The sequence below is a fragment of the Rhodanobacter sp. Root179 genome (assembly GCF_001428465.1).
Classification (GTDB): Bacteria; Pseudomonadota; Gammaproteobacteria; order Xanthomonadales; family Rhodanobacteraceae; genus Rhodanobacter.
Window position 1 is genome coordinate 1 of sequence record NZ_LMHR01000061.1, and the last position, 19699, is coordinate 19699.

The following is a 19699-nucleotide window of genomic DNA, read 5'->3' on the forward strand; positions in this document are numbered from 1 at the left end:
CCAGCCACGCCGCGATCGGGCCGTAGACCATGGTCACGTACAGCACCAGCAGGAACAGCAGGAACACCAGCATCGGGTAATTGCTGCGTGCCGGATCGGCCTTGGCCGGGTAGCCGGCCTGGTCCAGCGCCGCGCCGAGGCTGGCCGCGAACGTCTTGCCCTGGGCCGCGAAGTCGGCCTTGGCCAGCGTGCCACCCTCGAAGGCGTCGATGCTGGCGCTGCCCACCGTGACCTTTGCCACCGTGCCCGCCGGGGCGGCCTGGTTGTCGTACGGCACGCCACGCTTGGCCAGCGTGCTCTTGGCGATGTCGCAGGAGCTGGTGAAGGTGGAGGTGCCGGTGAGGTTGATCTGCAGGTGGCAGTTGGCCGGGTCGGCATGCACGGTGACCGGCGCCGTGGTGCGGGCCGCCTCGATGCCGGGATTGCCGTAGTGGGTGATCGCCTTGAAGATCGGGAAGTAGGTCAGCGCGGCCAGCAGGCAGCCCGCGAGCACCACCGGCTTGCGGCCGATCTTGTCCGACAGCCAGCCGAACACCACGAAGAACGGCGTGCCGATCAGCAGCGCGGCCGCGATCAGCAACTGGGTGGTGGTCGAATCGATCTTCAGCGTGCTGCCGAGGAAATACATCGCGTAGAACTGGCCGCAGTACCACACCACGGCCTGGCCGGCGGTGGCGCCCAGCAGGGCCAGGATCACCAGCTTCAGGTTGCCCCAGCGGGCGAACGATTCGGTCAGCGGCGCCTTCGAGGTCTTGCCCTCTTCCTTCATCTGCTGGAACACCGGCGACTCGGCCAGCTGCAGGCGGATGTACACCGACACCGCCAGCAGCAGGGAGGAGATCAGGAACGGAATGCGCCAGCCCCAGTCCTCGAACTTGTCGCCCATCATCCATTTGCAGCCCAGGATCACCAGCAGCGACAGGAACAGGCCGAAGGTGGCGGTGATCTGGATGAAGCTGGTGTACAGGCCGCGCTTGCCCGGCGGTGCATGTTCGGCCACGTAGGTGGCTGCGCCGCCGTACTCGCCGCCCAGCGCCAGGCCCTGCAGCATGCGCAGCAGGATCAGGATCACCGGCGCCGCCACGCCGATCGAGCCGTAGCTGGGCAGCAGGCCCACGAAGAACGTGGACAGGCCCATGATCACGATGGTGATCAGGAAGGTGTATTTGCGCCCGACCAGGTCGCCGACCCGGCCGAACACCAGCGCGCCGAACGGACGCACGGCGAAGCCGGCGGCGAACGCCAGCAGGGCGAACACCAGCTGGCTGGCCTCGTTGAGCCCGGAGAAGAACTGCTTGCCGATGATCACGGCCAGCGAGCCGTACAGGTAGAAGTCGTACCACTCGAACACGGTCCCCAGGCTGGACGCCAGGATGACCCGCTTGTGGCTGACATCGAGCGCGGCGCGCCCGTCGATCGCGGTGGTGGCCATGGATGTTTCCCCTCTCAGGATAGTGGGATGCCGCTCTCCGCCAGGGTGGAAGAGAAGTCGACCGATGCGGTCCCCCGGCAAGCCCCGGACCGCACCCCGTCATCCCCCCGCAAGGCGGGAGGCTGTGCGGCGATGCCAGGCATCGCCGGTGAAGTCAGAAGCGGTAAAGAGCGTTGAGGCTGACCTGGTTGCCGCTGGTGGTCTTGTGGTCGGTGCCGTTGCTGGTCGAATCCAGCTTGTCGTGCAGCCACTCCATGCCCAGCTCGTAGGAACCGGCCGCGTACTGCAGGCTCAACGCGGTCTGCCGATTGCGCAGCAGGCCGGTGGCGCCGTTGCCCATCCAGTCGACCACGTCGTTCCGGTCCGGCTTGTTGTAGGCGTAGAACGCGTACAGGCTCCAGTTCGGCGTGAAGCTGTAACCGGCCTGTGCATAGCCGCCGGTTTCCTGGATGTGGCCGAACTGCGACATCGCGCCGAAGATCTGGCCCAGGCCCTTGCCGCTGTACGCCGCACCCTTGAAGGTCCACGGGCCGGGCTTCCACTGTCCGCCGAGCTCGTAGCCCACGCTGGTGACCTCGGACTTCACCGGCGTCGGCGCGGTGCCGCCCACGCCGCGCAGGTCGACCTTGCTGTAATGCGCCGCGAAGTAGGCCAGCCAGTTCTTGTCCTGCACGTGCAGGCGCGCCTCCAGCTGCGGCCGGAAGCCGGCGCTGCCCGCGGTCAGGTAATTGACGTTGTTGCCCGGGCCGCTCCAGTGGCCTTCGAACACGCCCACGTCGAGCCGCCACTGTGCGCCGGTGCTGCCGTGGTTCAAGTCCTGCATCACCACCAGGCCGGGGAAGCGCCAGCCGATCACGCCCGAGCCATAGCCCAGCGGGAATGCGATATGCGCCAGCGAGGTGGCCGAGTTGTCGATCGGGAACATCAGGTCCCATTGCTGGCCGATGCGCACCGTGGTGCCGCTCTCGGGGTTGGTCAGGTCCATGTAGGCCTGGCGCAGGCGCGGCGTCGGCTGCTGCTGGCTGTAGGCACCGGTGCCGTTGAAGCCGCCGAAGAAGTCCATCTCGATGCGACCGCCGCCGCTCCAGTTGCCGGCGAACTTGGCGCCCTTGAAGTCGAGCCAGAAGCGCGTGTTGCGAACGTCGACGCCGCTGAGGGAGCCTTTCGAGCCGGGCGTCGGATACAGCGCGTTCTGCCCGTTGCCGTAGGAAAAGCTCTTGTTCTGGCTGAAGGCGCTGGCGCTGATGAAACCATGCAGGGCCACCGACACGCCGGGCGCGCTGCTGAACACCGGCGTCGCCGGCGCGGCAGCGACCTGCTGCACCGGGGCGGGAGCGGGAGCGGGCGCGGCCTTCTGCGCCTGCACCATCGCCTTGAGTTCGTTCAACTGTTGTTCGAGCTGGGCCACCCGTTGTTCGAGTTGCTGTTCGCGCGTGTCGCTTTGCGCGTGGCCGGCGAGCGGAAGCATCAGCGCGCATGCCATGCTCAGGGCAAGCGCGTTGCGGCGATTGGTGTGTCGCGTAGTCATGCGTGCGTCTCCCCAGGTCGATGACAGGCCGAGCATGGCCATGCTGCAGCGCGCGCGACTATTCGCCATTGGTCGAAGTTCGACCAAAGTCGATCGCGCCAGGCGCCGCAGGCCCCGGCTTGATCGGGCTACACTCGAAGTCCGTGCTGCGCCGGGCGCTGACGCCAGGCGCGCGAATTCCGTCGCCACTGGTGACGCCGCCAGCAGGAGCCAGCCATGTCCAAGCTTTATCCGGTCGACCCGTCGTTTGCCGCCGCAGCGCGTTTGCGCCACGACGACTACACCAGGCTGTACGCCGAGTCGGTCGGCGACCCGGAGGGCTTCTGGGGTCGCATCGGCCAGCGGCTGGACTGGATCAAGCCGCCGACGAAGATCAAGGATGTGTCGTTCGATCCGAAGGATCTGCACATCCGCTGGTACGAGGACGGCGAGCTCAACGTCAGCGCGAACTGCCTCGACCGCCACCTGGCCGAGCGCGGCGACAAGGTGGCAATCATCTTCGAGGGCGACGATCCGGCCAACTCGCGCAAGATCACCTACCGCGAGCTGCACGCCGAAGTGTGCAAGTTCGCCAACACGCTGAAGAACCTTGGCGTGGTCAAGGGCGACCGCATTGCGATCTACCTGCCAATGATTCCCGAGGCCGCGGTGGCGATGCTGGCCTGTGCCCGGCTGGGCGCGATCCACTCGGTGGTGTTCGGCGGCTTCTCGCCCGACTCGCTGGCCGGGCGCATCGTGGACTCGCAGGCCAAGGTGGTGATCACCGCGGACGAGGGCCTGCGCGCGGGCAAGCACATTCCGCTCAAGGTCAACGTGGACGCCGCACTCGAACGCCCCGGCACCAACAGCGTGGAAACCGTGATCGTGGTGCGCCACACCGGCAGCGCGGTACACATGCAGTCGCCGCGTGACCGTTATTGGCACACCTTGATGGAAGGCCAGAGCGCCGACTGCCCGGCCACCCCGGTCGAGGCCGAGCATCCGCTGTTCGTGCTGTACACCTCCGGCTCCACCGGCAAGCCGAAGGGCGTGCAGCATTCCACCGGCGGCTACCTGGTGTTCATCAGCTACACCCATGAGCAGGTGTTCGACCTGCGCGAGGACGACGTCTACTGGTGCACCGCCGACGTCGGCTGGGTCACCGGCCACAGCTACGTGGTGTACGGCCCGCTGTGCAACGGCGCCACCACGGTGATGTTCGAAGGCGTGCCGAATTACCCCGACTTCAGCCGCTTCTGGCAGGTGATCGACAAGCATCAGGTCACCCTGTTCTACACCGCACCCACCGCGATCCGCGCGCTGATGCGCGAGGGCGAGGCGCCGGTGAAAAAGACCTCGCGCGCGTCCTTGCGCCTGCTCGGCTCGGTCGGCGAACCGATCAATCCCGAAGCGTGGGAGTGGTACCACCGCGTGGTCGGCGACGAGCGCTGCCCGATCGTCGACACCTGGTGGCAGACCGAGACCGGCGGCATCCTGATCTCGCCGCTGCCCGGCGCGATCGCCACCAAGCCCGGCTCCGCCACCTTGCCGTTCTTCGGCATCAAGCCGGCCATCGTCAACGCCGATGGCGAAGTGAAAGAGGGCGTGGCCGAAGGCAACCTGTTGATCACCGACTCTTGGCCCGGCCAGGTGCGCACCATCTACGGCGACCACCAGCGCTTCATCGAAACCTATTTCAGCGCCTACCCCGGCAACTATTTCACCGGCGACGGCGCGCGCCGCGACGAGGACGGCTACTACTGGATCACCGGCCGCGTCGACGACGTGATCAACGTCTCCGGCCATCGCCTGGGCACCGCCGAGGTGGAGAGCGCGCTGGTGGCCCACCCGAAAGTGGCCGAAGCCGCCGTAGTCGGCTGTCCGCACGAGATCAAGGGCCAGGGCATCTACGCCTATGTCACCCTGGTCGCCGGCGAGACCGGCAGCGACGAACTGCGCAAGGAGCTGATCGCCTGGGTACGCAAGGAGATCGGCCCGATCGCCACGCCGGACTACCTGCAGTGGGCACCCGGCCTGCCGAAGACCCGCTCGGGCAAGATCATGCGTCGCATCCTGCGCAAGATCGGCGAGAACCTGCCCGACCAGCTCGGCGACATCACCACGCTGGCTGATCCTGGCGTGGTGAAGAACCTGGTTGATGAGCGGTTGATCAAGTGAAGCAGGAGTGAGTGAAGAGAAGTGAGAAGTGAGAGAAGGCCGGCCAGCTCGACGTTCTCTCTCGTTTCTCACTCCTCACCTCTCACTACTCGCCTTATGACTGACATCCTGATCGCCGACGACCATCCGCTGTTCCGCGACGCGTTGCAGCGCGCGGTGCTGGCGGCCGTGCCGCAGGCGCGGGTGCACAGTGCGGACAGCGTGCATGCGCTGCTCGGGCTGATCGAGCAATTCCCCGACGCCGAGCTGCTGCTGCTCGACCTGCACATGCCCGGCGCGCGGGGCTATTCGGCGCTGGCGCATATCCGCGGGCAATATCCGGGACTGCCGATCATGGTGGTGTCCGGCCATGAAGAGGCCCAGGTGGCGCGGCGCGCGCTGGCCCACGGTGCGTCGGCCTATGTGCCCAAGTCCACCGCGGGCGAGGACATCGTGGCGGCGATCCGCGCCGTGCTCGATGGCGACGTCTGGCTGCCGCACGCCCTGCTGGGCGGTTCCGACGAACTGCGACCCGACGAAGCCGCCGCCGCCGCCCAGATCGCCACGCTGACACCGCAGCAGTTCCGGGTGATGACGATGATCGCCGAGGGCCTGCTGAACAAGCAGATCGCCTGGGAGCTCGGCGTTTCCGAGGCGACCGTGAAGGCCCACATGACCGCGATCATGCGCAAGCTCGGGGTCAGCAACCGCACCCAGGTCGCGCTGGCCGCCAGCCAGCTGGCGGTGGACCAGGAGGCGATGCCGGTACTGCCGCCCGAGGAAGACTGAGTGGGCCGCGGACAGCCGCCGCCCGTCGGTCGTGGCCACCAGGCGAATAGCCGTCCATCCCTATAGACGTCCAATTGCGAAAAACCCCTTGCGCTTTTGCTGCATCGCACTATAGTCGATAAGCAGCCATGCCCGTGGAGGGGAGTCAATGGATCAGCCGCAGGCCCAGGGTCTGTACGACCCACGCAACGAACACGACGCCTGCGGCGTGGGCTTTGTCGCCCATATCAAGGGCCGCAAAAGCCACGCGATCATCGAGCAGGGCCTGCTGATCCTGCGCAATCTCGATCATCGCGGCGCGGTCGGCGCCGATGCGCTGATGGGCGATGGCGCCGGCATCCTGATCCAGATTCCCGACCAGTTCTATCGCGAGGAAATGGCCGCCCGGGACATCGTGCTGCCGCCACCGGGCGAGTACGGCGTGGGCATGGTGTTCCTGCCCCGCGAGCAGGCGTCGCGGCTGGCCTGCCAGCAGGAACTGGAACGCGCGGTGCGGGCCGAGGGCCAGCAGGTGCTGGGCTGGCGCGACGTGCGGGTGGACGCCACGATGCCGATGTCGCCCACCGTGCGGGGGCGCGAGCCGGTGATCCGGCAGATCTTCATCGGCCGCGGCCCGGACGTGATGGTGCCCGACGCGCTGGAGCGCAAGCTGTACGTGATCCGCAAGACCTCCAGCCACGCGATCCGCGCGCTGGGCCTGAAGTACGGCAAGGAATACTTCGTGCCGTCGATGTCCACCCGCACCGTGGTCTACAAGGGCCTGCTGCTGGCCGACCAGGTCGGCCAGTATTACCTCGACCTGGCCGACCCGCGCACGGTGTCGGCGCTGGCGATGGTGCACCAGCGCTTCTCCACCAACACCTTCCCGGCGTGGGAGTTGGCCCATCCATACCGGATGATCGCGCACAACGGCGAGATCAACACGGTCAAGGGCAACGTCAACTGGATCAACGCGCGCACCGGCGCGATCTCCTCGCCGGTGCTCGGCGACGACCTGGCCAAGCTGTGGCCGCTGATCTACCCGGGCCAGTCCGACACCGCCTCGTTCGACAACTGCCTCGAACTGCTGACGATGGCCGGCTACCCGCTGTCGCACGCGATGATGATGATGATTCCCGAGGCGTGGGAACGGCACACCCTGATGGACGACAACCATCGCGCGTTCTACGAGTACCACGCCGCGATGATGGAGCCGTGGGACGGACCGGCCGCGATCACCTTCACCGACGGCCGCCAGGTCGGCGCCACGCTGGATCGCAACGGCCTGCGCCCGGCGCGCTACCTGATCACCGACGACGACCTGGTGATCCTGGCTTCCGAGGCCGGCGTGCTGCCGGTGGCCGAATCGCGCATCGTGAAGAAGTGGCGGCTGCAACCGGGCAAGATGCTGCTGATCGACATGGAGGCCGGGCGGATCATCGACGACCAGGAACTGAAGGACCAGCTCGCCAACGCCAAGCCGTACAAGCAGTGGATCGAGCACATCCGGATCAAGCTGGACGCACTGCCGGAACCGCGCGCCGAGGCGCGCCTGGGCGATGACCTGCTCGATCGCCAGCAGGCGTTCGGCTACACACAGGAAGACCTGAAATTCCAGCTGCTGCCGATGGCGCTGGACGGCCAGGAAGCGATCGGCGCGATGGGCAACGATGCACCGCTGGCGGTGCTGTCCGATCGCGACAAGTCGCTGTACAGCTATTTCCGCCAGCTGTTCGCCCAGGTCACCAACCCCTCGATCGACCCGATCCGCGAACAGCTGGTGATGTCGCTGGTGTCCTTCATCGGGCCCAAGCCGAACCTGCTGGACATCAACAACATCAACCCGCCGCTGCGACTGGAAGTGCAGCAGCCGGTGCTGGATTTCGCCGAGATGGCGAAGATCCGCAAGATCGGCCGCTACTCCAAAGGCAAGTTCCGCAGCTTCGAACTCGACATCACCTACCCCGCCGCGTGGGGCAAGCAAGGCATCGAGGCGCGGCTGGCCTCGCTATGCGCGCAGGCCGTGGACGCGATCGGCCAGGGCCACAACATCCTGGTGGTGTCCGACCGCCACGCCGACCGCGAGCGCGTGGCGATTCCCGCCCTGCTGGCCACCTCGGCGGTCCATCTGCACCTGGTCAACCGCGGCCTGCGCACCAGCACCGGCCTGGTGGTGGAGACCGGCTCGGCGCGCGAGGTGCATCACTTCGCCCTGCTCGCCGGCTACGGCGCCGAGGCGATCCATCCCTACCTGGCGATGGAGGTGCTGGCGCAGCAGTTCGCCGCCAGCCCGGGCGGGATCAGCGCCGACAAGGCGATCCACAACTACATCAAGGCGATCGACAAGGGCTTGCAGAAGGTGATGTCCAAGATGGGCATCTCGACCTACATGTCCTACACCGGCGCGCAGATCTTCGAGGCGGTGGGTCTCAGCCGCGAGCTGGTCGATGGCTACTTCACCGGCACCACCTCGAACATCGAGGGCATCGGCCTGTTCGAGGTGGCCGAGGAGGCGCTGCGCCAGCACCGGGCGGCCTGGGGCGACGACCCGCTGCTGGCCGACGCGCTCGACGTGGGCGGCGAGTACGCCTGGCGCACGCGCGGCGACGAACACATGTGGACGCCGGACTCGATCGCCAAGCTGCAGCACGCCACCCGCGCCAACAGCCCCGGCACCTACCAGGAATACGCGCAGCTGATCAACGACCAGACCCGCCGCCACATGACGCTGCGCGGGCTGTTCGAGTTCCGCATCGATCCGGCGGCGGCGATTCCGCTGGACGAGGTGGAACCGGCCAGGGAGATCGTCAAGCGCTTCGCCACCGGCGCGATGTCGCTGGGCTCGATCTCCACCGAGGCGCACGCCACGCTGGCGGTGGCGATGAACCGGATCGGCGGCAAGTCCAACACCGGCGAAGGCGGCGAGGACGAGGCGCGCTACCGCGACGAATTGCGCGGCATCGCGATCCAGTCCGGTGACACCCTGGCCAGCGTGATCGGCGCGCAGCACATCGAAAGCGACATCGCGCTGGAAGCCGGCGATTCGCTGCGCTCGCGGATCAAGCAGGTGGCCTCGGGCCGCTTCGGCGTCACCGCGGCCTACCTGGTCTCGGCCGACCAGATCCAGATCAAGGTGTCGCAAGGCGCCAAGCCCGGCGAGGGCGGCCAGCTGCCCGGCCACAAGGTGTCCGAATACATCGCGCGGCTGCGCTTCTCGGTGCCCGGCGTGGGCCTGATCTCGCCGCCGCCGCACCACGATATCTATTCGATCGAGGATCTGGCCCAGCTGATCCACGACCTGAAGAACTGCAATCCGCAGGCCTCGATCTCGGTGAAGCTGGTGTCCGAGATCGGCGTGGGCACGGTCGCCGCGGGCGTGGCCAAGTCCAAGGCCGACCACGTGGTGATCGCCGGCCACGACGGCGGCACCGGCGCCTCGCCGTGGTCGTCGATCAGGCACGCCGGCACGCCATGGGAACTGGGCCTGGCCGAGACCCAGCAGACCCTGGTGCTGAACCGGTTGCGCGGACGCATCCGGGTGCAGGCGGACGGCCAGATGAAGACCGGCCGCGACGTGGTGATCGGGGCGTTGCTGGGCGCCGACGAGTTCGGCTTCGCCACCGCGCCACTGGTGGTGGAAGGCTGCATCATGATGCGCAAATGCCACCTCAACACCTGCCCGGTCGGCGTGGCCACGCAGGACCCGGTGCTGCGCCGGAAGTTTGCCGGCAAGCCGGAGCACGTGGTGAATTTCTTCTTCTTCGTCGCCGAGGAAGCGCGCCGGATCATGGCCCAGCTGGGCATCCGCCGCTTCGACGACCTGGTCGGCCGCGCCGACCTGCTCGACGTGCGCCAGGGCATCGCGCACTGGAAGGCGCGCGGGCTGGATTTCTCGCGGGTGTTCCATCGCCCCGAGGTGCCCGCCGAGGTCGCCCGCCGCCACGTGGAATCGCAGGACCACGGCCTGGAGAAAGGCGGCAAGGCGCTCGACCACGTGCTGATCGAGAAGGCCCGCGCCGCGCTGGAGCAGGGCGAGAAGACCAGCTTCATGCTCGGCGTGCGCAACGTGAACCGCACCGTGGGCACCATGCTGTCCGGCGAAGTGGCGCGGCGCTACGGCCACGCCGGCCTGCCCGACGACACCATCCACGTGCAGTTGTCCGGCGTCGCCGGGCAGAGTTTCGGCGCGTTCCTGGCCCGCGGCATCACCCTCGACCTGGTCGGCGAAGGCAACGACTACGTGGGCAAGGGCCTGTCCGGCGGCCGCATCATCGTGCGCTCGCCGAACGACTTCCACGGCTTCGGCCCGGAGCACATCATCGCGGGCAACACCGTGCTGTACGGCGCCACCGAAGGCGAGGCGCATTTCAACGGCGTCGCCGGCGAACGCTTCGCCGTGCGCAATTCCGGCGCCAGCGCGGTGGTCGAAGGCGTCGGCGACCACGGCTGCGAATACATGACCGGCGGCACCGTGGTGGTGCTGGGCGATACCGGGCGCAACTTCGCGGCGGGAATGTCCGGCGGCGTGGCCTACGTGTACGACCCGCGCGGCGCGTTCGAGCGCAAGTGCAACCTCGCCATGGTGGCGCTGGAGCCGGTGCTTGCCGGCGTGGAGCAGGAGGTCCGCGTGCCGCCGCATCACTGGCATGCCGTTTCGCGCGGTGCGCCGCGGGCTACCGACGAGGCGATCCTGCGCCAGTTGATCGAGGCGCATTTCCGTCACACCGGCAGCTTCCGCGCCAAGGACATCCTGCATGACTGGCAAAGCGCGCGCGCGCGCTTCGTCAAGGTGATGCCGCACGAATACCGGCGCGCACTGGGCGATGCGAACGCCGCGTCCGCCACGGCATCCACCGCGACGGCCACGGCCACGGCCTGAGGCCAGGGGAAGACAGATGGGCAAGATCACCGGCTTTCTCGACTATCCGCGGCTCAGCGAAACCAGCGAGGCGCCCGCGCAGCGCAAGAAGCACTGGCGCGAGTTCATCCGCCATCTGGGCGACGCCGACGCGTCGACCCAGGCCGCCCGCTGCATGGATTGCGGCATTCCGTTCTGCCACAACGGCTGCCCCGTCAACAACCTGATCCCCGACTTCAACGAGCTGGTCCACCAGCAGGACTGGCGGCGCGCGCTCGAGGTGCTGCACTCGACCAACAACTTCCCCGAGTTCACCGGGCGGATCTGCCCGGCGCCGTGCGAGTCGGCGTGCACGCTGAACATCAACAGCGAGGCGGTGGGCATCAAGTCGATCGAGCACAAGATCATCGACAAGGGCTGGGAAGAAGGCTGGGTCACCGCGCAACCGGCGGCGCGGCCCAGCGGCAAGAGCGTCGCGGTGGTCGGCTCCGGTCCGGCCGGACTCGCCGCCGCGCAGCAGCTGGCGCGGGCGGGACATGCGGTGACGGTGTTCGAGAAGAACGACCGCATCGGCGGCCTGCTGCGCTATGGCATCCCCGATTTCAAACTGGACAAGATGCTGATCGATCGCCGCGTGGAGCAACTGCGCGGCGAAGGCGTGCAGTTCCGCACCGGCGTGTTCGTGGGCGATGCCGCCGCGGGAAGGGCCGGCGAGACGATCACGCCCGATCAGCTGAAGCAGGATTTCGACGCGGTGGTGATCGCGGGCGGCGCCGAGACGCCGCGCGACCTGCCGGTGCCCGGGCGCGAACTGAACGGCGTGCATTTCGCGATGGACTTCCTGCCGCAGCAGAACAAGGTGGTCGCCGGCGACCGGCTCGACCGACAGATCCTGGCCACGGCGAAGAACGTGGTGGTGATCGGTGGCGGCGACACCGGTTCGGATTGCGTGGGCACCTCCAACCGCCACGGTGCCGCGTCGGTGACCCAGTTCGAGCTGCTGCCGCAACCGCCGGTGCAGGAGAACAAGCCGCTGGTGTGGCCGTACTGGCCGATCCGCCTGCGCACTTCGAGCTCGCACGAGGAAGGCTGCCAGCGCGACTGGGCGGTGGCCACCAAGTGTTTCAACGACGACGGCGCGGGCAACGTGCGCAGCCTCACCGCGGTACGGCTGGAGTGGAAGGACGGCAAGATGGCCGAGGTCGCCGGCAGCGAATTCGAGGTGCCTGCGGGGCTGGTGCTGCTGGCGATGGGTTTCGTCTCGCCGCTGCAGCATGTGCTGGACGCGTTCGGTGTGGAGAAGGACGCGCGCGGCAACGCAAGGGCTGGCACCGAGGACTACCGCACCAGTATCGACAAGGTGTTCGCTGCCGGCGACATGCGGCGCGGACAATCGCTGGTGGTGTGGGCGATTCGCGAGGGGCGGCAGTGCGCTCGTGCGGTCGACGAATATCTGATGGGCCGTTCGAAGCTGCCCCGCTGAAACGACCTCGTCAGCCTAGTGCTGGCCGCGCAGCGGCGCAGCCAGCAGCGCGCGCAGGGCCGCCGGCTTCACCGGCTTGTGCAACAGCGGATAGCCCAGCGCCCGCGCCCGCTGCTTCAGCTCGCTGCTGCCGTCGGCGGTGATGATCGCCGCCGGCGGCATCTGCACCACCGCGTCGCGCAGTTGCTGCAGGGCCTGCAGGCCATCGACATCGTTGGCCAGGTGGTAGTCGGCGAGGATCAGGTCGATCGGGCCACGCCGCAGTTCCGCCCGCGCCTGATCCACGTCGACCGCGGTGCGGCAGTCGATGCCCCAGCGCCCGAGCAACGCGCGCATGCCGTCGAGGATCGACTCGTCGTTGTCCAGGCACAGCACGGTCAGCGGCAGCTGCGTGTCCGGGCCGCTGCGCGCCACGCGCCGACGCCGCATCGGCACGCTTTCATTGCGTGGCACGCTCACCGCGAAACGGCTGCCATGCTGCACGCGTGAGTCGAGGTCCAGGCGATGGCCGAGGATGCCGGCCAGCCGGTCGCAGATCGACAGGCCCAGGCCCAGGCCCTTCTCGCCCCACGGCGACGGCTGCTCCAGGCGCTGGAATTCGTCGAAGATCCGCGCCCGCTGCTCCGGCGGAATCCCCGGTCCGGTGTCCCATACTTCGATGCGAACCTGGTCACCGAGCCGGCGCGCGCCCAGCAGCACGCCGCCGTGGCGCGTGTAGCGCAAGGCATTGGAAAGGAAGTTCTGCAGGATCCGCCGCAACAGCTGGGGATCGCTGCGCACGGCCAGTCGCGTCGGCGCCACGCGCAGGCGCAGGTCGCGCTGTTCGGCCACCACGGCGAACTGCGCCTTCAGCGAATCGAACAGGTCGGCCAGCGCAAAGCCCGACACGTCGGGACGATAGCTGCCGGTGTCCAGGCGCGAGGTGTCGAGCAGTGCGTCCAGCAGGTCCTCGGCCGCGCGGAACGAGGCATCGATGCGTTCGGCCAGCTGTTCGGCCTCGCTGTCCAGCCCCGGATGCTGGCGCAGCGCCGAGGTGAACAGCCGCGCGGCGTTCAGCGGCTGCAGCAGGTCGTGGCTGGCGGCGGCGAGGAAGCGCGTCTTGGAAATGTTCGCCGCCTCGGCCGCACGACGCGCCTGGGCGGTGGCCACCAGCGCTTCGGACAGTTCGGCGGTGCGCTGCTCCACTCGCAGCTCCAGCGTCTCGTTGGCTTCCATCAGCGCCTGCTCGGCGTTCTTGTAGGCGGTCACGTCGGTATAGGTGGTCACGTAGCCGCCGCCGGGCAGGGCGCGGCCGTGCATCTCGATCACCGTGCCGTCCGGCCGGATGCGCTGGAACAGGTGCGAGGAACCGGCGCGCATGTAGTCGATGCGTTTGGCCACATGGCCGTCCACTTCGCCGGGACCGCACTCGCCCAGCTCGGCGTTCCAGCGGATCAGCTCGGCCACCGGCACGCCGACGTGGACCATGCCGTCGGGATAGTCGAACAGCTCCAGGTAGCGCCGGTTCCATGCCACCAGGCGCATGCTGGCGTCGACCACGCTGATGCCCTGCGACACGTTTTCCAGCGTGGTGGACAGCAGTTCGCGGTTGAAGCGCAGTTCTTGCGAGGCTTCGTCCAGCAGCGCCATCGACTCGGCCAGGTCCAGCCCGCTGCCGGAGAGCGCGCTGATCAGGATGCGCCGTGCATTCGCCGCGCCGACGGCCGAGGCGAGCAGGCGTTCGGTGAACTGGATCAGCGCGCGATCCGCGGCGGCGCCGGGCAGCAGCGGCTTGCCCAGGCGGTGGCCGTACTCCTCGAACGCGCGCGTGCTGCTGCGCTCGCCGACGATGCGTTCGGCGATCGTGCGCAGGTCGGCCACCACCACGCGGCCACGCCAGTCGCCCGCGCCGCTGCGACTGGCCGGATCGGCATCCATGAACACCGCCGCGTGCAGGCGCTCTTCCAGGCTGGGCCGGAAGCGCAGCGAGACGAACACCAGGCAGCCCACGTTGACCAGCAGCGACCAGAACGTGCCGTGCATCACCGGTTCCCAGCCGCTGAGGTGGAACAGCGCCTGCGGACGCAGCCAGTCCCAGCCGAACGGACCGTGCTGCAGCCACTGGTCCGAGCGGATCAGTGCCGGCAGCAGCAGGGTGTAGACCCATACGATGAAGCCGCCGGCCAGGCCCACCACCACGCCACGACGACTGGCGCCGCGCCAGTACATCGCGGCGACCAGGGCCGGGGCGAACTGCGCCACCGCGGCGAATGCCAGCAGTCCGGTGGCGGCCAGGTTCTCCGCATTGGCGGCGACGCGGTAGTACGCATAGGCCATCGCCGCCAGCAGGATGATCGCGATTCGCCGCACGGCCAGCACCAGCTGCGACAGGTCGCTGCGATGTTCCAGCCGCAGGCGGCGGATGCGCAGCAGGGCCGGCATCACCAGGTCGTTGCTGATCATCGTGGACAATGCCACCGCCGCCACGATCACCATGCCGGTGGCGGCCGAGAATCCGCCCACGAAAGCCAGCAGGGCCATACCCCGATCGCCGTGCGACAACGGCAGGGTCAGCACCCACGCGTCAGCCGCGCCGTCGCGCACCAGCGGCATGTGCGCGCCGGCCGCCACGATCGGCAGCACCGCAAGGCTGACGATCACCAGGTACAGCGGCACCATCCAGCGCGCCCGGCTGAGATCGCTGGCGTCCTCGCATTCGACCATGCCGATCTGGAACTGGCGCGGCAGGCAAAACATCGCGCAGAAGGCCAGCATCGTCTGCGCCATGAAGCCGGGGCTCAGTCCGTGACTCAGCTGGGCCATCGGCGGCTGCACGGTGCCGAGCAGGCCGGGGCCACGCCACAGCGCGTAGCCCGCCAGCGCCACGAAGGCGAACAGCTTGATCAGCGATTCCAGCGCGATCGCCAGCATCAGGCCATGGTGGTGCTCAGTCGCATCGATGCTGCGCGTGCCGAACAGGATCGCGAACAGGGCCAGCAGCACGGCACACCACATCGCGCTGTCAATCCCGCCCGCCTTCATCGCACCGAACGCCGCGCCGCCCAGCACGCCGTACGACATCGCCACGGCCTTGAACTGCAGCGCGATATACGGCACCACCGCGATCACCGCGATCACCGCGACCAGCGCCGCCAGCCCGTGCGACTTGCCGAAGCGCGCGCCGATGAAGTCGGCGATCGACGTGATGTTGCGCTGCCTGACCACCTGCACCAGCCGACGCAGCAGGCCGAAACCGAACACGTACAGCAGGATCGGGCCCAGATAGATCGGCAGATAGGCCAGGCCGTCGCGCGCGGCCGTGCCCACGGCGCCGTAGAACGTCCACGACGAACAATAGACGGCCAGCGCCAGGCTGTAGACGATCGGGCGCAGGCGCGGCTGACGCGGATACAGCGGTCGCCGGTCGCCCGCGTAGGCCACCACGAACAGCAGTCCCACGTAGAGCAGCGACACCAGCAGCAGCAGCCAGCCCTGGATCAAGCCAATCTCCCCCGGCAGATGGGCGGCGCGGCGGGCGATCCGCGCTTGTGCCCCGGCGAGCCGGACGGCACCATGCCCTGATGATCGCCCCGCCCGAACTCGTGCTTGCCAACGTAGCAGAGGCCCTGCGCGATGACGAGATTCATGTGTGGCGGGTGCACTATCGACAGGCGCTGGGACGGAACCCGCTGCGCGCGGTGCTTGCCGCCTATCTCGATGTCAGCCTGGAACGGGTGGCGCTGGTGGATGGCGAGCATGGCCGTCCCGCGCTGGGCGCGTTCCACGATCAGTCGCTGGGCTTCAACTGGTCGCACAGCGGTGATCAGGCGCTGATAGCGGTGGGACGGCACGTGGCGCCCGGGATCGACCTCGAGCGCGCGCGACCGCGCCAGCGCAGTCTGGAGATTGCCCGGCGCTTCTTCAGCGCCGATGAAGCGGCGGCCCTGGCGGCGCTGCCGGCGGCGGCGCGCGACGCGGCCTTTCTGGAACTGTGGACGGCCAAGGAGGCCGTGGTGAAGGCGCTGGGACGCGGCATCGCGTTCGGGCTCGACCGCTTCAGCGTCACCAGCGATGCCGGACAGCTGCGCCTGCGACACCTTCAAGGTGACGACGTCGACGCCTGGCAACTGCGCCGGCTCGAGCTGGACACCGGCCTGGTCGCGGCACTGGCGTGGCGGGGGGACGAGCGCCGGATACGGTTCGGGACGCTTGCCAGCAGCGAGTGATCGGCGCACTGTTTCCGGTCGATCGACGGCTACGTATCGGCCGTCGGCTGCCTCGCCCGATCGTCCTTGCGATAGCCTTTCATCCCCAGCGGATTGCCGGAACGCCATGACCCTGCTCAGCGTCAACCTCAACAAGATCGCCGTGCTGCGCAATTCGCGCGGCGGCGACGAACCGGACATCTGCCGTGCCGCGCAAACCTGCATCGACGCGGGCTGCGGCGGCATTACCGTCCATCCGCGGCCCGATCAGCGCCATGTGCGCCCACACGACGTGCGGGCACTCGCCGCGATGCTGCGCGGACGGGTCGAATACAACATCGAAGGCAACCCGTTTGCCGGCGCGCGGGGGGACTATCCGGGCCTGGTCGAACTGGCCCGCGAAGTGCGTCCCACCCAAGTGACCCTGGTTCCCGATGGCGATGGCCAGATCACCTCCGATCACGGCTTCGACCTGCGCCGGGACATTGCGCAGCTGCGCCCGCTGGTGGGCGAGTTGTGCGATCTCGGTTGCCGGGTCAGCCTGTTCGTCGACGCCGGCAGCCAGGATTTCGACCTGGCCGCGGTGATCGGGGTACAGCGCATCGAGATCTACACCGGGCCCTACGCCCAGGCTTTTGCCGACGGCCAGCCCGCCACGGTGCTGGCCGCTTGTGCGGACACCGCGCGGCGCGCGCAACAGGCCGGGCTGGCCGTGAACGCGGGGCACGATCTCAGCCAGGCGAACCTGGGCACCTTCCGCGCCGCGATTCCCGGCCTGGCCGAGGTGTCCATCGGACACGCACTGATTGGCGAGGCCTTGTACGAGGGACTTGCCACCACCGTGCGCAACTACCTGCAGATCCTGCGCTGACACCGTTCCGACAACCGTCACGCCAACAAAAACCCCCGCACGGGGCGAGGGTCTTGTCTGTTGCATGCTGCCGAGGCAGCCCGATCAGAAGTCTTCGGTGAAGCCGATCTTGACCAGGTTGTAGCTCTTCGCATCCGCCAGCACGCGGGCCACGTGCTCATAGGCCACGCCGTCGGCTGCCGCGATCTGGATCTCCGGCTGATTGCTCTGCTGCGCGATCACCGCCAGCTGGGCTTTCAGGCCGAGTTCGTCGACCGGGGTGTCATTCCAATACAGCGCGCCGGCCTGATCGATCTTCAGATGAATCGGATCGAGCGGATTGGTCGGCGGCGGATTGTTCACGTTCGGCTGCGGCAGGTCGACCTGGATCTTGTGGGCCAGCACCGGCGCCGTGATCATGAAGATGATCAGCAGGACCAGCATCACGTCGACCAGCGGCGTGACGTTGATCTCCGACATCGGACCTGTTGTCTTGGTAGTGAAAGCCATCTCAGGTCACCCCTTCGGCGCGTCAGTGGTCATGAAGGCGACATGCACCATGCCGGAATCCTTCGTGTCGCCGATGATCTTCTTCACGATCTTGAACTCGGTGCCCTTGTCCGCGCGGATCTGCAGCTCCGGCTGGGGCGACTTCTGGGCGTTCACCGCCAGAAGCGACCTCAGCTCGGCTTCCGTGACCGCATGGTCATTGAAGTACATGCTGCCGTCCTGCTTGACCGCCAGATCCAGGGGCGGAACCACCATTTCCGGTTCCTTGGTCTTTGGATTGGCGGTAGGCAGGTCGATCGTGATGGAGTGCGACATCAGTGGTGCGGTGATCATGAAGATGATCAGCAGAACCAGCATCACGTCGACCAGCGGCGTGACGTTGATTTCCGACATCGGACCGCCGGAATTGCCTCCAGTGCTCATCGCCATGGGTCAATCCCTCACTTCGAGCTGTCGACGCGCGAACCGGTAGCGAAGAAGTCGTGCAGGTCGTGTGCGAATTCGTCGAAGCGGGCGTAGGTCAGGCGGTTCGAGCGGCTGAAGAAGTTGTACGCGAACAGCGCCGGGATAGCGGCGAACAGACCGAAGGCGGTCATGATCAGCGCCTCACCGACCGGGCCTGCCACGGCGTTCATCGAGGCGTTGCCCGAAGCGGCGATGCGGATCAGCGCGTGATAGATGCCCCACACCGTACCGAGCAGACCGACGAACGGAGCCGCCGAACCGACGGTGGCGAGCAGGGTCATGCCGCCTTCCAGACGCAGGCTCTCGCGAGCCACGGCCTGACGCAGGGCGCGATCGATAAACTCCGAACGGCTCAGCGACTCGGCCAGACGACCGGTGGTGCCGGCAGCCGCGGTGGCCTGCTGGTGATGGGCAACCGCCGAGGCAGCGTCCAGCGCAATCTTCGAGAACGGCTCGCTGCGCGGCTGCGCCTCGAGTTCGCGGATCGCGTCCTGGGTGGAGCCGTTGCCCCAGAAGCCGTCGATGACCTTGTCGGCGCGAGCGCGAACGGTAGCATTGCGGATGCCGTTGGCGATGATGAAGTACCACGACAGGAACGACATCACGACCAGGGTCACGAAGACGACCCAGCCGAGCCAGTCGAAGTTCTGGATAAGGTTGTCGAAGCCCATCTGCTTCATGGCTTCGGCGTTGGTATTGCCACCCATGGCCTGTGCGGCATCGGTCGTTGCAGGAGTCTGTAGGAACATAACGCTACCCTAGGGAAGTCAAGCGTGAACTGTAACTGTAACCGGGTGGATCCGGTTACAGCTGGCTGAGATTGAAGTTGACGGGAACGCGGGCGTACCCCTCGACTTTTTGTCCATTTCGAATCGTTGGATTGAAGCGCCAACGACGTGCGGCATCCATGGCGGCACGATCGAGTTCGTGGTAACCGCTGGACCGGTCGATCTTGATGTCCTTCGGCGAACCATCCACGCCCACCAGGATCATCAGCACCACCGTACCTTCATGCCGTTGGCGGATCGCCTGCGGCGGGTACTTCGGCTGAAGCCTGCTGTTGTAGCTGAGATCCGAGCTGGCCGTGATGTCCGATGGCGGCGCCGGTGGAGCAGGCGGCGCCGGCGGCGGTGCCGGGGTCGCGTTCGCCGAGACTTCTTCCACCGGAGGTGGCGGGGTCGGCGGCGGCGGCGTCGGTGGCGGCACCACCTGCTTGATGACCTTCGGTGGCGGCTGCTTCGGCGGCTCCGGCGGCGGAGGCGGTGGCGGTGGCGGCGGCGGCGGCGGCTCGATGAAGTTCACCTGGACGATGCGTTCCTTCTCCTTGTGGTTCTGATGCGGTGGTGCCATTGGCGCCACGATCAACAGGAACGCAAACGCGTGCAGCCCAATAGCTACAGCCAATGCCCAGGTGCGCTTCCAACTGAATGGCTCGCGCCCGATTTCTTCGTTACTTGAGGCCATCTGTCACTAGTCTGGAGCTGA

Annotated in this window: 13 protein-coding genes; 6 read left to right on the forward strand and 7 right to left on the reverse strand. The window is 67.5% G+C overall.

All coding sequences use genetic code 11. From position 1 onward, the window contains the following. Positions 1 to 1432, reverse strand: a 1432-nt coding sequence (locus ASD82_RS05155; RefSeq protein WP_056716445.1) for an MFS transporter, incomplete at its 3' end; no start/stop codon positions are given. A 154-nt stretch (positions 1433 to 1586) separates the two neighbouring features. Continuing rightward, a complete protein-coding gene (locus ASD82_RS05160) occupies positions 1587 to 2960 on the reverse strand; it encodes a carbohydrate porin (protein ID WP_056716447.1) in 1374 nt (457 codons plus the stop codon). 216 nt (positions 2961 to 3176) lie between these two features. On the opposite strand from ASD82_RS05160, the gene acs reads away from it, so the two are divergent. From acs to ASD82_RS05180, 4 genes are all read left to right on the forward strand, one after another. Then, positions 3177 to 5117: an acetate--CoA ligase gene (gene acs, locus ASD82_RS05165; RefSeq protein WP_056716449.1), complete on the forward strand. Its 1941-nt coding sequence runs from the start codon at positions 3177 to 3179 to the stop codon at positions 5115 to 5117. A gap of 96 nt (positions 5118 to 5213) precedes the next feature. Continuing rightward, positions 5214 to 5885 carry a response regulator transcription factor gene (locus ASD82_RS05170; protein WP_056716450.1) on the forward strand — a complete coding sequence of 224 codons (672 nt, stop codon included), beginning with the start codon at positions 5214 to 5216 and terminating at the stop codon, positions 5883 to 5885. A gap of 148 nt (positions 5886 to 6033) precedes the next feature. Further along, on the forward strand, positions 6034 to 10743 hold the full coding sequence (locus tag ASD82_RS05175) for a glutamate synthase-related protein (RefSeq protein WP_056716454.1): 4710 nt from the start codon (positions 6034 to 6036) through the stop codon (positions 10741 to 10743). 16 nt (positions 10744 to 10759) lie between these two features. Beyond that, entirely contained in the window at positions 10760 to 12205 is a 1446-nt protein-coding gene (locus tag ASD82_RS05180) for a glutamate synthase subunit beta (protein WP_056716457.1), read from the forward strand. A 15-nt stretch (positions 12206 to 12220) separates the two neighbouring features. Here ASD82_RS05180 and ASD82_RS05185 read toward each other — a convergent pair whose 3' ends face one another. Beyond that, positions 12221 to 15685: a PAS domain-containing hybrid sensor histidine kinase/response regulator gene (locus ASD82_RS05185; protein WP_056716462.1), complete on the reverse strand. Its 3465-nt coding sequence runs from the start codon at positions 15683 to 15685 to the stop codon at positions 12221 to 12223. Between the two features lie 80 nt (positions 15686 to 15765). Here ASD82_RS05185 and ASD82_RS05190 point away from each other — a divergent pair, with 80 nt between their 5' ends. Together ASD82_RS05190 and ASD82_RS05195 are read left to right on the forward strand one after the other, a co-directional pair. After that, positions 15766 to 16410, forward strand: coding sequence for a 4'-phosphopantetheinyl transferase superfamily protein (locus tag ASD82_RS05190; RefSeq protein WP_056716465.1), 645 nt, complete (start codon positions 15766 to 15768; stop codon positions 16408 to 16410). 106 nt (positions 16411 to 16516) lie between these two features. Further along, the gene (locus ASD82_RS05195) at positions 16517 to 17260 is read left to right on the forward strand and encodes a pyridoxine 5'-phosphate synthase (RefSeq protein WP_056716468.1); all 744 of its coding nucleotides are present in this window, start codon (positions 16517 to 16519) and stop codon (positions 17258 to 17260) included. A gap of 84 nt (positions 17261 to 17344) precedes the next feature. On the opposite strand, the gene ASD82_RS05200 is transcribed toward ASD82_RS05195, so the two are convergent. The 4 genes from ASD82_RS05200 to ASD82_RS05215 form a co-directional block, all read right to left on the reverse strand. Then, on the reverse strand, positions 17345 to 17749 hold the full coding sequence (locus ASD82_RS05200) for a biopolymer transporter ExbD (RefSeq protein ID WP_040673554.1): 405 nt from the start codon (positions 17747 to 17749) through the stop codon (positions 17345 to 17347). A gap of 6 nt (positions 17750 to 17755) precedes the next feature. After that, complete coding sequence (locus ASD82_RS05205) at positions 17756 to 18178, reverse strand: biopolymer transporter ExbD (protein WP_007809813.1); 423 nt, start codon at positions 18176 to 18178, stop codon at positions 17756 to 17758. A gap of 11 nt (positions 18179 to 18189) precedes the next feature. Next, the gene (locus ASD82_RS05210) at positions 18190 to 18921 is read right to left on the reverse strand and encodes a MotA/TolQ/ExbB proton channel family protein (protein WP_007809815.1); all 732 of its coding nucleotides are present in this window, start codon (positions 18919 to 18921) and stop codon (positions 18190 to 18192) included. A gap of 97 nt (positions 18922 to 19018) precedes the next feature. After that, the gene (locus tag ASD82_RS05215) at positions 19019 to 19678 is read right to left on the reverse strand and encodes an energy transducer TonB (RefSeq protein WP_056716471.1); all 660 of its coding nucleotides are present in this window, start codon (positions 19676 to 19678) and stop codon (positions 19019 to 19021) included. Positions 19679 to 19699: the final 21 nt, after the last annotated feature.